We start from the raw sequence: 14,522 nt of genomic DNA on the forward strand, positions 1-14,522 counted from the left end.
GAGGAGCTGCCCGGACCGGGCAACCGGGTGTCTTCGACGGGACTCGTTTCACTCCTCGTGGCTTCTCCGCGTCGTGAGGGGGGCACGGGTTCCTGACCCGATCTCTCCTCGCCCCGCTGACGCGACAGCGAGGTTGTCACGGATCACGCCGCGCCGGCCGGGGGCGACGGGCCATCGCAGGAGGAACGGCCGGTCGCAGCGCGTTGACGTGAGCCGGCCAGAAGGCATGGTGCCGGTCTCGGGGACCTCGTGCCGGGCTGCGCGGCCTGCCTGCCTTGAGGCGGAGAGGGTACGTCGCAAGGCGGAGTCCGCTGTCGGCGGCGGCGGTCACATGGGCGTCGGGGCGGTCCCTTGGGCCGGTACCTGGGACGTGCGGCCGCCCAGTCCGTAGGATCCGCCCATGTCGAGTCGAGGATCCTTGAGCAACGCTCCGGAGACGGTGCTGACCGGCGGCGGCACAACGGCCCGCTTCGACGGGCAGCGCTTGCTGGTCGTCCGCGGGCGTACGACGTGGACGTTGCCTGTCCGCGCCATCGCCTCAGCGGCGGCAGGCTCGGGCGGCACCGTCCGTGTCGAGATCAGCGGGGATCCCGGCCGGGCCCAGCACGGTCTGGGCCGGGTGCTGGACCTGCCCGCCGCCAACGCCCGCGCCGCGGAGGCGTTCCTGGGGCAGTTGACGGCCGCCCTCGCCACAACGGTGCCCGCCGCGAGCGGCCATGCGCTGATACGGACGCACACACAGCCACCATCCTCGTACGCCCTGGGCCCCGGGGGCCGGCGGGCGCTGCGGGTCGGCTTCTACACGGCCGGGTACGCGCTGCTGCTGTCCCTGCTGGGGTGGGTCAGCCCGCTGGAGGGCACCCTGGCCGCGGTCTCACTGAGCGTCGCGGGCCTCCTCGGTCTGGTCGCAGGAGCCGCGGTGTGGCGGATCGCCCGTCGCGTGCGCTCACTGTGGCTGCTGCGGCGGCGCGGTGTGGGCGTGGTCGGCAAGGCCAACGGCTTCGTACGCATCTGGGACAAGGGAGCCCACCTCTGGATCTTCTCCAAACTGACCTTCACCACGGTCGAGGGCCGGGAGATGCGGGATGTCCCCTCGGTCGTATCCGTCTGGGGTCTCTCCGGCGAGGCTGTCACCGGCCGCGTCGACCTCGTTTACGACCCCGAGGACCCTGCCCGCGCGAGCCGCCCTCTGACGGTCGCCTTCGCCCTGCGTACCGCACTGCTCACCGCGGTAGGCCTCGTCCCGCTGGCGGGCGCGGCTGTCTGCGTCATCCCCAACCTGCCGCTCTGACAGGGGCGAGTGTCATGGCCCTGGTGCCCCGGCGTGTGTGGTGCGGCCGTCGTCGGGTTCGCGGGAGCGTGAGCGGTAAGAGGCGGCACGACACGGCAGCGAGCGGCTGGAGGTCCGGGCGCAGTCCACGCGGCTCTTTGTCTGCGGCGTTCCCCGGTTGTCGGCGATCAGAAGAAGCCGGTCCTCGCCGGCGCCGGGGCACACGAGCCCGGCGGGATCCGAACGAGAGGCCCCGAGTGCTCGGCCTGGGATCCCGCGGTGAGCAGCGAGGTGTAGGGGACCATCCTCGGTCCGCGGGACGCGGTGGCGTGCTGCTCGCCGGTTCCGGTCCGCCCGGGTGCCATTAGGTCCCTTCTGGATAATCCGCCTCGGATCGATTTGCTCTACGCTGGCGGGCATGACCGCCACGACGCCCGCGCGCACCGAACCGGACCTGTCGTTCCTCCTCGACCACACCAGTCACGTCCTGCGCAGCAAGATGTCCGCCGCTCTGGACGAGATCGGCCTCACGGCGCGGATGCACTGTGTACTCGTTCACGCCTTGGAGGAGGAGCGCACGCAGATCCAGCTCGCCGAGATCGGCGACATGGACAAGACCACGATGGTGGTGACGGTGGACGCCCTGGAAAAGGCGGGTCTGGCCGAGCGCCGCCCTTCGAGTACGGACCGGCGGGCCCGGATCATCGCCGTCACCGAGGAGGGCGCGCGCATCGCCGGGCGGAGTCAGCAGATCGTCGACCGTGTGCATCGTGAAGCCCTGGACACGCTGCCCGAAGCGGACCGGGACGCCCTTCTGCGGGCCCTGAATTGCCTGGTCGGCAACGGCCTGGCGACTCCCGTCGAGGCCCCTCGCGCCGCCCGCCGGGCACGTCAGGCGAGGAAGTAGCCCAAGAAGCGATCCGAAATAGATCGTCTACAACAAAACTATCTGCTACGGTCCTTCCTGTCGCCCCGACTGACAGGAGAGACCGCATGCTTGCCACGTCCCCCTCCGTGCCGCCGCCCGCTCCTCCCGTCGGGCCGCGCTCGCGCCGCCTCGCCCTCGGGGCCATCGCCACCGGGACGCTGATGATCGTTCTGGACGGCTCCATCGTGACCGTGGCGATGCCGGCCCTGCAGAACGACCTGGGCTTCACCCCCGCCGGGCTCAGCTGGGTCGTCAACGCCTACCTCATCGCCTTCGGCAGCCTGCTCCTGCTGGCCGGCCGGCTCGGTGACCTCATCGGCCGCAAGCGCATGTTCCTGGCCGGCACCGCCGTCTTCACCGCCGCCTCGCTGCTGGCCGGCATGGCCACCTCGCCCGCCGTGCTGATCGCCGCCCGCTTCCTCCAGGGCATCGGCAGCGCGGCGGCCTCCGCCGTCAGCCTGGGCATCCTCGTGACGCTCTTCACCGAGCCTCACCAACGCGCCAGGGCCATCGCCGTCTTCAGCTTCACCGGCGCGGCGGGCGCGTCCATCGGCCAAGTCCTCGGCGGCGTACTCACCGACGCGCTCAACTGGCACTGGATCTTCTTCATCAACCTGCCGATCGGCGTCGCCACCCTCGCGATCGCCGTACGCGTCCTGCCCGGTGACGGCGGCCCCGGCCTCAAGGCGGGAACGGACGCCCTCAGCGCCGTCCTGGTCACCGCCGGCCTGATGCTCGGCATCCACACCGTCGTCAAGGCCGAGGAGTACGGCTGGACCTCGGCCCGCACCCTCGGCTCCGGCGCCCTCGCCGCCGTACTGCTCGCCGCGTTCCTCGTCCGCCAGGCCACCGCGGGGAACCCGCTCATGCCACTGCGGATCCTGCGCTCCCGCAACGTCCGCGCTGCCAACCTGGTCCAGATCCTGATGGTCGCAGCGCTCTTCTCCTTCCAGATCCTCGTCGCCCTCTACCTCCAGAAGGTGCTCGGATACGGCGCCGCCGGGACCGGCCTCGCGATGCTCCCGGCAGCCGCCGTCATCGGCGCCGTCTCCCTCGGGGTCTCCGCCCGCCTCAACGCCCGCTTCGGCGAGCGCACCGTCCTGCTGGCGGGCATCGTGCTCCTCATCGGTGTCCTCGCCCTCCTCACCCGCCTGCCCGTGCGGGCGAGTTACGCCGTCGACCTCCTCCCGGTCATGCTGCTGGCCGCCGGCTTCGGCCTCGCGCTCCCCGCACTGACCACACTCGGCATGTCCGGGGCGAGCGAGAGGGACGCCGGCCTGGCGTCCGGCCTGTTCGGCACCACCCAGCAGATCGGCATGGCACTGGGCGTCGCGGTACTGTCCACCCTGGCGGCCTCCCGCACCGAAAGCCTCACGGCGGACGGCATGAGCCGGGCCGAGGCCCTCACCGGTGGCTACCGCCTCGCCTTCGCGGTGGGTGCGGGGCTCCTGGTCACCGCCCTCGCGGTCGCCTTCACGATGCTGCGCCGCCCGGAGCGGCCCGAAGCCCACCGGCCGGCCGCAGACACACCGGCTTCCGCCCATGCCGCGACCGTCCGACCCGCCCCCTGATCCGTCCCGCCCCCGGCCCCGACCACCGAAAGGCTCACCCTCATGAGCGAGAACACCACCACCGGCACCACCAGGAACGACGGCCCGGCTCCCCGGGCGCTCACCGACCAGGAACTCTCCGAGCTCTTGGACCGGCAGCAGTTCGGCGTCCTGGCGAGCGTCAGGAGCACCGGCCACCCGCACCTGTCGACCGTCCTTTACGACTGGAACGCCGAGGAGCGCGTACTGCGTGTCTCCTCCACCGCCGACCGCCTCAAGGTCCGTCAGCTGCGCCGCGACCCGCACACCTCACTGCATGTCAGCGGTCCGGACATCTGGTCGTTCGCAGTGGCGGAGGGCGAGGCGGAGATCGTGGACCCGGCCGACGGGGCGGCCCCGGGCGAGCAGCCGCTGCCCGACCGGCGCGTCACGATCCAGATCCGGGTCTCGCGTCTGTACGGGACCGCTCTGGACATCCCCGCCCAGGACTGAGCACGCGGCGCCTGCGCCCGGACCGGGCGTGAACGGCTTCCGGGAGCGGGAGCCCGAGCGCCCGTCATGCCAGCACAGAACGCTCATTTGACACTCCAACAGACGCTCGGCTTATGTCGTGGTCCGGGGCGCGGCCGCTCCCGCCGTTTGTTGCCCTGTGGGAGAGAAGAAGATGTCATACCCGTCGCAGCCCCATCCCAGCAGCCCGAATCCGTATGCCCAGCAGCCCCTGCCGGCCGCCCCCTTCGCACCACCGGGCAGCCCGCCTCCCGGCCCTCCGCAGTGGATGCCCCAGGGTGAGGCTCCCCGCGGTGGCCGTGCCCGGAAGGTATTCGGCACCGTGCTCGGCGTCTTCGGGGCGATGCTGCTCCTTGGCGGCGGTGCGCTGACCGCGCATGCCTACAGCAACACCCGGCAAGAGCTTCCGAATGCCGCGTACGGCAGTGTGATGTGGCGGGACGAGCGGGTCGACAAGGTCTTCCCGCTCACGATCGGCGGCCGCGGAGGCTACAACGGCGGTCTGTACGACCGCGACAAGGCCCTGTGGCACCGGCTGGGCATCTCACCGGAGACCGACTGCGCCAAGGGCCTGACCCGCGCCATCCTGGCGGCCGCCCAGGACAACGGCTGCAAGGCGGTCCTGCGGGCCACCTACGTCGACCCCACCGCCAACATGGTGACGACCGTCGCCGTCGTCGTGCTCCCCGAGGGGCCGCGCGGCGCGGGGCCGAAGGAGAAGGTCGCCGAGGTGTATCAGGACAACCGTGCCACCGAGGGGGCCGTCGCCGCGTACGCGGTACCGGGGACCGCCGCTGCCCGGTGGAAGGACCGCAACGGCGCCTATCTGATGGCCGTTCCCGGGGAGCACATGCCGTACGTCCTCGGAGCCAGCATCGGTTCGGTGGACGGCCACGTCGCCGGTGAACTGCCGGGTGAGTTCGGCGAGGACAACGACACCGACCGGGAATCCTGGCACGCCGACGCCCAGGACCTCGTCGAGCTCTTCGTCTCCCACTTCAACAACCTGCAGAACGGGGAGCTGCGATGGACAGCGGCCGCTTCGTACGCACCACCGCCGTCACCGGCACCGCCCTCGCCTCGCTCCTGGGAACAGCTCTCTCCTGGGGTGCCCCGACCGCCGCGGCCGCCGAGAACGCCCCCTCCGGCTGGGAGTCGGCCGCGCTCGGTCTGCCCGCCGCCCATCGGACCACCCAGGGCGCGGGCGTCACCGTGGCGGTGCTGGACAGCGGCATCGACCCCGAGCACCCGGCACTGAAGGGACGTGTCGCGAAGATCGGCCCCGACTTCTACAACAGCGACGGTCTGGGCCCCGGCGACGAGGACTACGGCGTGCACGGCACCGCCATGGTCTCCGGCGTCCTCAAGGCCGCCCCCAAGGCGACGATCATCACCGCCCGCGTCATCGACGACAGCGAGGAGGAGAAGCTGGAGCGCCTCAAGGACGGCGTCAGTCCGCTCGCCAAGGGCATCGACTACGCGGTGGCCAACGGCGCCGACGTGATATCCCTGTCCCTCGGCGGCGGCATGTTCTCCGACCTGGACGGCAGTGAACTGGGCGCCATGTCCCGGGCCGTGCACAAGGGCGTGACCGTCCTCGCCGCGGCCGGCAACAGCGGTGACGAACTGAACGACGGCAACTTCCCCGCCGGGTACCCGACGGTGATCTCCGTCGCCGCGACGCAGCCCGGTGGCAGTCGCGCCGGGTTCAGCACCGTACGCACGCACAACACCATCGCCGCGCCCGGTGTGGACATCACCAGCGCCCGCAAGTCGGGTGGCTACCACAAGGTCAGCGGCACCTCGCCGGCCACCGCGCTGGCCGCCGGCGTGACCGCGCTCATGCTCGCCGAGAACCCGGACCTGACACCGGCCCAGACCCGCGCGATCCTCATGCGCACGGCACACGCACCCGAAGGCGGCCACGACCCGCTCGTCGGCGCCGGACGGATCGATGCCGCTGCCGCGGTCCGCGAAGCCGCCGACCCGCCCCGCGTCGACACCGCCCCGAAGCCCTACCAGGGCGGAAAGGAGCACTTCGCGTCCCCCACGGGAACCAGCAGGATCAGCCACCCGCCGATCGAGCGAGACCTCCTCAACATCGGTCTCGGTGCAGCGGGCGGTGGCCTGCTGTTCGTCGTCGTGGGCCTGCTGCTGGCGCTCCGCAAGAGGCAACGGGCCACCGCCTGAAACAGACCGTCCCTCGCATCCGCCAGCTGCCGCCGCACCCGGGCATGAAGGCCGCCGCCCGGATGCCGGCCCGGATCGCCGGCCCCGGCGCCGCCCCTCACCCATAGGCGTCCCGGGCCGCCGGCCGGCCGCCGCCGGCGGATCCGGGCGGACCGACCACGCGGTGCGACGGCCACTGGACGCCGGCCCCCCCACGGGTGCCGGGGCCTGTCCCGGGCACCCCGTCCGGCGCACGCCGGAATCAGGTCCCCCCTGTCCAGGCAGGCATGGGGCCCGCCATCCGTATCGCGGGAGGAGCAGCCGGGGGCGCAGGAGGATTCCCGTGACGCCGCCGCTCACCGCTCCGGCGGTCACATCGGCCGTGCACCATCCGTGCACCGACGCGCAAGGGCCCTGACGCGTGTGTGCAAGAGGTCAAGCCGGGACGCGCAGACCCGTCAGGAGCCGGTCGAGCGCCTGCTCCGCAGCCTGCGGATCCCCGCCCCGCGCGATCCAGAGCGCGGCTTCGTTCATTGCCCCCGAGAGCAGCCGAGCCAGGGGTTCCACCGGCTGGCCGGCGATGATCCCGGCTTCGGCAAGCGCCGCCAGGGCCTCTGAGAGGTGCCTCGCGGAGGACTCCTCGTCCAGGGTCCGCCACTCGTCCCAGCCCAGCACGGTAGGCGCGTCCACCAGCAGGATCCGCCGCACCACCGGATCCGTCCCCGCGGCCAGGAACGCCCGGCAGCCGGCCCGGAGCTGCTCCCAGAGGTCCTCGTACCGCTCGGCCGCGGCCGCGACCCGCTCGCCCAGTTCCTGCTGGACCTCGGAGACGACGGCCCGGAAGAGCCCCGCCTTGCTGTCGAAGTGGTGGTAGGCGGCCCCTTTGGTGACCCCGGCGGCCCGCGCCACTTCGGCCAGGACCACGTGGTGGTACCCGTCCGCGGCGAACCGTCGCCGCCCTTCGGCCAGCAGCGCTCGCCGCGTGGCCGCCCGCTGCTCCGCCCGGTTGACCGCCATCACCCGCACCGCCCTTTCCATTTCGCGTACCGGGGGTATGCTAGCGCCGATATTCGCATACCTAAGGTATGCGAAACGGAGCTGGAGGACCGCTGTCATGACGAACGGACCCACGACCACCCCCGCGCCCGGACTCGGCGGCTTCTACCCGGTGCTCGCCACCCGGGACGTGGCCGCCTCCCGTGACTTCTACACCCGCCACCTCGGGTTCGAGGTGACCTTCGAGGCGGACTGGTACGTCAGTCTGCGCCGCCCCGACGCCCCGCAGTACGAGCTGGCCCTTCTCGACCACGCCCACCCGACGATCCCCGACGGCCACCGGGATGCGCTCCGGGGCGGCCTGCTGCTGAACTTCGAGGTGGACGACGTGGACTTTGAGCACCAGCGGCTCGTGGCACAGGCGGGCCTGCCCGAGGTGCTGTCCCTGCGTACGGAGGAGTTCGGCCAGCGCCACTTCATCGTCGCCGCCCCCGACGGGGTACTGATCGACGTCATCACCGTCGTCCCGCCCAGCGAGGAGTTCGCCGCCCAGTACACCCACGTCTGATCCCGGGGACGGGCCGGACATCAACGGCAGGGGCGGCTCGCGGCCCAGGGCTCTGCCCCGCGGGGCCGCAAAGCGCAGGTCTGACGACCTGCCCCGCGACTGGCCCGGCTGAGAGTCCTGATCGGCGGGCGGGTCCGGGATTTCTGTTGCCGGGCTGCCGCCACCGTCCGAGAGGAAGGTCGGCCCGGCGGCGTTCACCAGTCGACCAGGTCCATGGACCTCCGCGCGAGCCAGTCCGTGAAGGACACGGGCTGATCATCCAGGTGCAGAGGCAGGATCCGGTCGCAGGTGGCCCGGCCGTCGAGCCACAGTGAGCCGTGGTAGGGACCGGTGACAACGAGCAGGGTCGAGAAGCCGCAGCCGTTTCCCTGGATGAATACGGCTCCAGACGTCTTGCGCTCCTGGAACACCTCGTACTCGGCGTCCCACTGCTCCCACGCCGCCCGGTAGGCAGTGTGGTCCGGGAAGTCCTCCGGTACCGGCTCGCGCGCGATCAGCTCGTCCTCGGAGGCACGGTAGGAGTCGGGATGCGGGAAGGCGGTGGTGAGCAGGTCGTAGTTGGTGTCCGCGTCCCCGTGCCAGCCCCAGCCTGCGGCGCATCGGCACAGACGCTTCACCGCGTCGCCGGCGTCCTGCCGGAGCAAGTACGCGCGGTACTGGTCCGGGAACGCGATGCCCAGCTCCGCCTCCGCTTCGCAGATCTCCGCCTCGGACAGCGGCGCCGCCGGGCAGGCACCCTGCCGCGAGGGGGGAGAGCCGCACTCGTCAAAGCGCCGCCCCCGGGCAACGCGTTGTGCTTCCGCTGTCCAGTCGGTCGTCATACGGGTGAGATGAGACCGAGCGACCCGTCGAGACTCTGCCGCGACGTGGGAACGGAGTACGAACTCGTCTTCACCGGCCGGGCACGGCGGTTCCGCCCTGCGGGCCGCGCAGCTCGGCCTGTCGGCGGTGCTCGCCGGAGCTGGTCCGGGCCGACTCCCTGAAGCTGGTGCGCAGGTCGGCGGGGAGCCTGCCCCGGCGGTGAGGGGGTGTGGCCGGTTGTGCGCCACTGTTCATGCTGGGGCCGGTCCTGTTGTCCGGGCGAGTGACGGCGCGGGCGGACCGTGCGGCCCAGGCGGCGGCCGTCCGTCCTTCATATGAGCCGCCCTGACGTTCGACCGCCGAAGGCTCGCTGCCGTGACGCGCGCAGGTACGAACACCTCCCGGTCCGCCAGGATCCTGGCGACAGCGGTACCCCGGCGAGCACGAGGCAGGTGTGGCGCCAGGACAGATGGCCGGCGAGGGCCGCGGTCTCGCGCAGAGGGCGGGCAGGGCGGCGCGGGGCCGCGACCGGTCCCCTGTTCCGGTCGCGGCCCCGCGCGGGGGGAGGGTCCAGGTCGGTCACGAGCCGCAGCAGCCGCCCGCCGGGGTCTGCTCGGCAGCCGCCCCGACCGCGGCGGGGGCGCCGAGCTGGACGAGCTGCGGCGCGGGCGCGCAGCAGCCGCCACCGTCGGCCTGCTGGGCGTCGGGCGCGTCGAACAGTCCCGCGCCGCCGCAGACTCCGGTCTCGGGCAGGGTGAGTTCCACCCGGTCGGCGGAGTCGAGGTCGCCGGCGATCGCGGCGGCCACGGACCGCACCTGCTCGTAGCCGGTCATCGCCAGGAACGTCGGCGCGCGGCCGTAGGACTTCATGCCGACCAGGTACACGCCCTGCTCGGGGTGGGAGAGCTCGCGGTGGCCGTGCGGGTAGACGGTGCCGCAGGAGTGCTGGTTCGGGTCGATCAGCGGCGCCAGCTCGACGGGTGCCTGGAGGCGCTCGTCCAGGCCCAGGCGCAGCTCGTCCAGGAAGGTGAGGTCGGGGCGGAAACCGGTCAGCACGATGACCTCGTCCACCGGGTCCAGGCGGCGTCCGTCCTCGCCGACCAGGACCAGGCGGCCGTCGGTGTCGCGCTCGATCGCCTCGGTACGGAAGCCGGTGACCGCGTCCGCGTGGCCCTCGTCGACGGCCGCCTTCGCCGCCAGGCCCAACGCTCCGCGCGCCGGGAGCTGGTCGGCCTCGCCACCGCCGAAGGTCGAGCCCGAGATGCCCCGGCGCAGGATCCACACGCCCTTCGTGCCCCCGCCGTCCTCGGACCCGGCGAGGTCGGCGAGGTGGGCGAGAGCGGTGAAGGCGGAGGCGCCGGAGCCGATCACGGCGGTGCGCCTGCCGGCGTACCGGGTGCGGACGGCCGGGTCCTTCAGGTCCGGGACGCGGTAGGTGATCCGGTCCGCGGCGGCCTTCTCGCCGAGCGCGGCAAGGCCGCTGCCACCGGCCGGGCTGGGCGTTGCCCAGGTGCCGGAGGCGTCGATGACGGCGCGGGCGAAGACGCGCTCCTCACGGCCGTCGGCGTAAGCGACGTGCACGACGAACGGCTGCTGCTCCCGGTCGGCGTCCACGATGCGGTCCCGGCCGGTGCGCGAGACGCCGGTGACCGTGGCGCCGAGGCGGACGCGGTCGCCGAGGACGTCGGCGAGCGGCTGCAGGTAGAGGTCGGCCCAGTCGCCGCCGGACGGGTAGGTGGCCGGGTCGGGCCGCGTCCAGCCGGTGGGGGCCAGCAGCTTCTCGGCGGCCGGGTCGACAACCTCGCCCCAGGTCGAGAACAGGCGCACGTGCGACCACTCGCGCACCGCCGCGCCGGCAACAGGGCCGGCTTCCAGGACCAGGGGTTCGATGTCCTGGCCGAGCAGGTGGGCGGCGGCGGCCAGGCCGGCGGGCCCGGCCCCGATCACGAGGACGGGCGACTCGGTGGTGGCGGGCGCGTTCACGGCGACTCCTTGCGTGATTCGACATCTGTCGATGGCTTGCGCGGCCCAGCATGGCACCTGTATCGACAAGCGTCAACATAGACATTCATCGAATTCAGGGTTCGCTGATGGAACACATCGGCGTCGCCGTGCTCGGCGGCGGCCAGTCCGGCCTCGTACCGCCCACGCGCCACCGCGGTACGGGTTGCGGCCGGGGGGCTGGAGGTGTTCCATCGCGCGGCCGGGTCGGGCCGCGCGACTACGACCGTCACCGGCGGGCGAGGGGAGCGGCCAGGCGGCGCCTCCCCGCTCTGGTTCGACGTGTGTCAACATAGACGCATGTCGAATGTGAAGGTGCTGCCGCTGCTCGAGTCCACCGACGGTCAGGGTGTGGCGCCGTGCTGCCCGCCGCTGACCGAGCGCCCGATGACCGCCGAGGAGGCCGAGAGCGCGGCGCGGATGTTCAAGGCGCTGGGCGACCCGGTTCGGCTGAGGCTTTTTTCCGCGGTGGCCTCGCACGATGGTGGCGAGGCGTGCGTGTGCGACATCTCCGACGTCGGCGTATCCCAGCCCACCGTCTCCCACCACCTGAAGAAGCTGAAGGAGGCCGGGCTGCTCACCTCCGAGCGGCGCGGCACCTGGGTGTACTACCGGGTCGAGCCGTCGGTGCTCGCCGCCATGGGAAAGCTGCTGGTCACGCCCGCCTCCGCGTGACGACCGGACGGGCGGAAGGGGAGAAGCGGTGAGCGGGCGCTGAGTGCGGTGGTCGTGCCGCCGGCGGTGGAGCCACCGTGCAGGTGCCGGCGATCCACCAGGCGGGCATCGGCGAGGGCAGCGCCGGCTTCGAGACCGGCCCACCGTCCTGGCCGGGAGGTGTTCGACGATTCGAAGCTGCCCGAGCCCCGCTTCGCCGCCCGCGACGAGAACGGGGCGGTACGGGGGTGGGTCGCGGCGAGCCCGGGACTCCGACCGGTGCGCGTACGCCGGCGTGGCCGAGCACTCCGGCTACGTCCACCCCGCCCCCGCGGCATCGCCTCCGCCCTCTTCCAGGCGCTGATCGACTCCACCGAGCGGGCCGTGATCTGGACCATCCGGTCCGGGAACTCTCCCGAGAGCACCGTCGGCCTCGCCGTCACCACCGGGCCGGCTTCCGGGGCACCGGCACGCGGGAGCAGGTCGGGCGCCATCACGGCGTCCGGCGCGACGTCCTCCTCGTCGAGCGCCGCAGCGCGCGTCACCTGATCGTCAGCTCAGCTGTGTGATCTCGCGTACGGCGTCACGGGCGGTGCGCCCGACGCCGATGAGGGTGGCCGACGCCGGGCCGGTCCAGTCGCCGTAGCCGAGCAGGTGCAGCCGCGGCTCGCCGAGGGCGCGGGTGCCGTCGGTGGGGATGAGACCGCGCGGGCCGCGCAGGTTCAGCGGGGCGAGGTGGGTCAGGGCCGGGCGGAAGCCGGTGCACCAGATCACCGCGTCCGCACCGCTCCGGCTGCCGTCGTCCCACTGGGCGCCGTCGGCGGCGAGCCGGGCGAACATCGGCTTCGCGGTCAGGAGCCCGGCGTCGCGGGCGGCGCGGACGGGCGGCACGGCGACGATGTCGCCGAGCGAGGCCACCCCACCGGGGTCGTCGCGGCCGATGTCGAGGGCGCGGCGGCGGGCGGTGGCGACGTCGAACAGGGCGCGGCCGTCGATGTCGTCGGCGAGGAACCGCGGCGGCCGCTGGGTCACCCACGTCACCTCGACCCGTCCGTCCAGGGCGAGGTCGGCGGCGATCTGGGCGCCGGAGTTGCCGCCGCCGACCACGATGACGCGCTGTCCGGCGAACTGGGCGGGGGAGCGGTAGTTCACGGTGTGCGACTGCCGTCCGGTGAAGAGACCGCGACCGGGGACGGCGGGGAGGAAGGGCCGGGACCATCTGCCGGTGGAGCTGATGACCGCCCGGGCCCGCCAGGTGCCGGTGTCCGTCTCGACCAGGAGCCGGCCTGCGGCGCGGCGTACGGCGTCCACGTGGGTGTCGTGCCGGACGGGCAGGCCGTAGCGCTTCTCGTAGTCGGCGAGGTAGTCCACTACGTGCCCGGCATCCGGGTAGGTCTCGCCCGCTTGGGCGGGCATGAGCCGTCCGGGCAGGGAGGAGTGCTCGGCCGGGGAGAACAGGTGCAGGGAGTCCCACATGTGCTGCCAGGACCCGCCCGGCGCCGCCTCGGCGTCAAGGATCACGTGGTCGAGGCCCTGGCGGCGCAGGTGGTAGCCGGCGGCGAGCCCTGCCTGTCCGCCGCCGACCACCACCACATCCGTGTGCTGCGTCACGGGGCCGTCGTCACCGCGTCGGCGGCGAACTTCCGGCGCCGGGCGAGCGCGACGTGGACCAGGCCGATCAGCACGGGGACTTCGATGAGCGGGCCGACGACGCCGGACAGGGCCTGGCCGGAGGTGACGCCGAAGGTGGCGATGGCGACCGCGATGGCCAGCTCGAAGTTGTTGCCGGCCGCGGTGAAGGCGAGGGTCGTGGTGCGGTCGTAGGCGAGGCCGAGGCTCTTGCCGAGGAGGAAGGTGCCGAAGAACATGACCGCGAAGTAGACCAGCAGCGGCAGCGCGATCCGGGCCACGTCCAGCGGCTGGGAGGTGATCGTCCCTCCTTGGAGGGCGAAGAGGACGACGATCGTGAACAGCAGCCCGTACAGGGCCCACGGGCCGATTTTCGGCAGGAACGTCGCCTCGTAGTTTCCGCGTCCCATCTTCCGCTCGCCGATGCGGCGGGTGAGGAACCCGGCCAGCAGCGGGATGCCGAGGAAGATGACGACGTTCAGCGCGATGTGCCAGACGGACACGTCCAGGCCCTGGCCGTCGCCGAGGTTCATCCAGCGCGGCAGCAGGTCGAGGTAGAACCAGCCCAGCAGGCCGAACGCCAGGACCTGGAACACCGAGTTCAGCGCGACCAGGACGGCTGCGGCCTCACGGTCGCCGCAGGCGAGGTCGTTCCAGATGATGACCATGGCGATGCAACGCGCGAGCCCGACGATGATCAGACCGGTGCGGTACTCGGGCAGGTCCGACAGGAAGATCCAGGCCAGCGCGAACATCACCGCCGGTCCGACGATCCAGTTGATGACCAGCGAAGAGATCAGCAGCTTGCGGTCGCTGGTGACGCGGTCGAGCTTGTCGTAGCGGACCTTGGCGAGGACCGGGTACATCATGACCAGCAGGCCGAGCGCGATCGGCAGGGAGATCCCGCCGACCTCGATCTTCGCGAGCGCGTCGTTCATGCCCGGGACCAGGCGTCCCAGGCCGAGGCCGACGGCCATGGCGAGCAGGATCCACACCGCGAGGTAGCGGTCGAGGGTGGAGAGCTTCTTGACGATCGAGTCGTCTCCACCGGCTGATGACGTGCCTGCGGCGGTGGTGGGCTCGGTGGAGGTCACGGGCAGGCCCTCTTGTTCTCGGAAGCGGTACGAGCGGAGTCGGCCAGCGCGGCGAACTGCTCGGACAGCCCGGCCAGGACCTCGGGCTTCAGCTTGTAATAGGTGAAGCGGCCGCACGGCTCGGTCTCCACGACCCCGGCCTCGCGCAGCACCTTCATGTGGTTGGACAGGTTGGTCTGCTTGGCTCCGGTCTCCTCGACCAGGTGCGTCGTGCACAGCGTCTCGCGTGCCAGCAGGGTCACGATCTTGAGGCGAAGAGGATCGCCCAGCACCCGGATCACATCAGGATCGACTGAAGTCAGCATGCGCTGATACTGTCACATCGTCGTCCGCTGATACCAGCGGGGGCTGA

The 14,522-nt window shown here is 72.1% G+C and carries 14 protein-coding genes and 1 pseudogene; 8 read left to right on the plus strand and 7 right to left on the minus strand.

The genetic code is table 11. The features are described 5' to 3' along the window. The first annotated feature begins 400 nt into the window (after positions 1–400). The 5 genes from PUR26_RS05525 (at position 401) to PUR26_RS05545 (ending at position 6,448) form a co-directional block, all read left to right on the plus strand. Entirely contained in the window at positions 401–1,291 is an 891-nt protein-coding gene (locus PUR26_RS05525; RefSeq protein ID WP_329869754.1) for a hypothetical protein, read from the plus strand. A gap of 397 nt (positions 1,292–1,688) precedes the next feature. After that, positions 1,689–2,177: a MarR family winged helix-turn-helix transcriptional regulator gene (locus tag PUR26_RS05530; protein WP_329869756.1), complete on the plus strand. Its 489-nt coding sequence runs from the start codon at positions 1,689–1,691 to the stop codon at positions 2,175–2,177. A gap of 86 nt (positions 2,178–2,263) precedes the next feature. Further along, positions 2,264–3,769 (plus strand): MFS transporter, encoded by a 1,506-nt coding sequence (locus PUR26_RS05535; protein ID WP_329869758.1) that lies wholly within the window; start codon positions 2,264–2,266, stop codon positions 3,767–3,769. A 42-nt stretch (positions 3,770–3,811) separates the two neighbouring features. Further along, on the plus strand, positions 3,812–4,240 hold the full coding sequence (locus tag PUR26_RS05540) for a pyridoxamine 5'-phosphate oxidase family protein (RefSeq protein ID WP_329869760.1): 429 nt from the start codon (positions 3,812–3,814) through the stop codon (positions 4,238–4,240). Positions 4,241–5,284: 1,044 nt separating this feature from the next. Then, positions 5,285–6,448 carry a S8 family peptidase gene (locus PUR26_RS05545; RefSeq protein ID WP_329869761.1) on the plus strand — a complete coding sequence of 388 codons (1,164 nt, stop codon included), beginning with the start codon at positions 5,285–5,287 and terminating at the stop codon, positions 6,446–6,448. Between the two features lie 414 nt (positions 6,449–6,862). On the opposite strand, the gene PUR26_RS05550 is transcribed toward PUR26_RS05545, so the two are convergent. Then, complete coding sequence (locus PUR26_RS05550) at positions 6,863–7,465, minus strand: TetR/AcrR family transcriptional regulator (protein WP_329869763.1); 603 nt, start codon at positions 7,463–7,465, stop codon at positions 6,863–6,865. Between the two features lie 76 nt (positions 7,466–7,541). Between PUR26_RS05550 and PUR26_RS05555 the strand changes: the two genes are divergently transcribed. Next, positions 7,542–7,991 carry a VOC family protein gene (locus tag PUR26_RS05555; protein ID WP_329869765.1) on the plus strand — a complete coding sequence of 150 codons (450 nt, stop codon included), beginning with the start codon at positions 7,542–7,544 and terminating at the stop codon, positions 7,989–7,991. 194 nt (positions 7,992–8,185) lie between these two features. Here PUR26_RS05555 and PUR26_RS05560 read toward each other — a convergent pair whose 3' ends face one another. The 3 genes from PUR26_RS05560 to PUR26_RS05570 form a co-directional block, all read right to left on the minus strand. Further along, positions 8,186–8,812, minus strand: coding sequence for an SMI1/KNR4 family protein (locus PUR26_RS05560; RefSeq protein WP_329869767.1), 627 nt, complete (start codon positions 8,810–8,812; stop codon positions 8,186–8,188). Between the two features lie 70 nt (positions 8,813–8,882). Continuing rightward, positions 8,883–9,047 (minus strand): hypothetical protein, encoded by a 165-nt coding sequence (locus PUR26_RS05565; protein ID WP_329869769.1) that lies wholly within the window; start codon positions 9,045–9,047, stop codon positions 8,883–8,885. A 324-nt stretch (positions 9,048–9,371) separates the two neighbouring features. Next, positions 9,372–10,775 carry an FAD-dependent oxidoreductase gene (locus PUR26_RS05570; protein ID WP_329869770.1) on the minus strand — a complete coding sequence of 468 codons (1,404 nt, stop codon included), beginning with the start codon at positions 10,773–10,775 and terminating at the stop codon, positions 9,372–9,374. Between the two features lie 318 nt (positions 10,776–11,093). On the opposite strand from PUR26_RS05570, the gene PUR26_RS05575 reads away from it, so the two are divergent. Both PUR26_RS05575 and PUR26_RS05580 read left to right on the plus strand, forming a co-directional pair. Continuing rightward, positions 11,094–11,468 carry an ArsR/SmtB family transcription factor gene (locus PUR26_RS05575; RefSeq protein WP_329869771.1) on the plus strand — a complete coding sequence of 125 codons (375 nt, stop codon included), beginning with the start codon at positions 11,094–11,096 and terminating at the stop codon, positions 11,466–11,468. 77 nt (positions 11,469–11,545) lie between these two features. After that, positions 11,546–12,016 (plus strand): annotated as a pseudogene (locus PUR26_RS05580) (GNAT family N-acetyltransferase). Here PUR26_RS05580 and PUR26_RS05585 read toward each other — a convergent pair. Genes PUR26_RS05585 through PUR26_RS05595 form a run of 3 tightly spaced genes read right to left on the minus strand, consistent with a single transcriptional unit; the run spans position 12,000 to position 14,475 of the window. Further along, complete coding sequence (locus tag PUR26_RS05585; protein WP_329869773.1) at positions 12,000–13,058, minus strand: ArsO family NAD(P)H-dependent flavin-containing monooxygenase; 1,059 nt, start codon at positions 13,056–13,058, stop codon at positions 12,000–12,002. The pseudogene PUR26_RS05580 and the gene PUR26_RS05585 overlap by 17 nt on opposite strands. Then, a complete protein-coding gene (gene arsB / locus PUR26_RS05590; protein WP_329869775.1) occupies positions 13,055–14,170 on the minus strand; it encodes an ACR3 family arsenite efflux transporter in 1,116 nt (371 codons plus the stop codon). The genes PUR26_RS05585 and arsB overlap by 4 nt, the downstream gene beginning before the upstream one ends. Further along, positions 14,167–14,475 (minus strand): ArsR/SmtB family transcription factor, encoded by a 309-nt coding sequence (locus PUR26_RS05595; RefSeq protein WP_329869777.1) that lies wholly within the window; start codon positions 14,473–14,475, stop codon positions 14,167–14,169. Before PUR26_RS05595 ends, arsB begins: the two co-directional genes overlap by 4 nt. Between the last annotated feature and the right edge of the window lie 47 nt (positions 14,476–14,522).

It is taken from the genome of Streptomyces sp. SP18CS02 (assembly GCF_036322365.1).
In the GTDB taxonomy this organism is placed as follows: domain Bacteria; phylum Actinomycetota; class Actinomycetes; order Streptomycetales; family Streptomycetaceae; genus Streptomyces.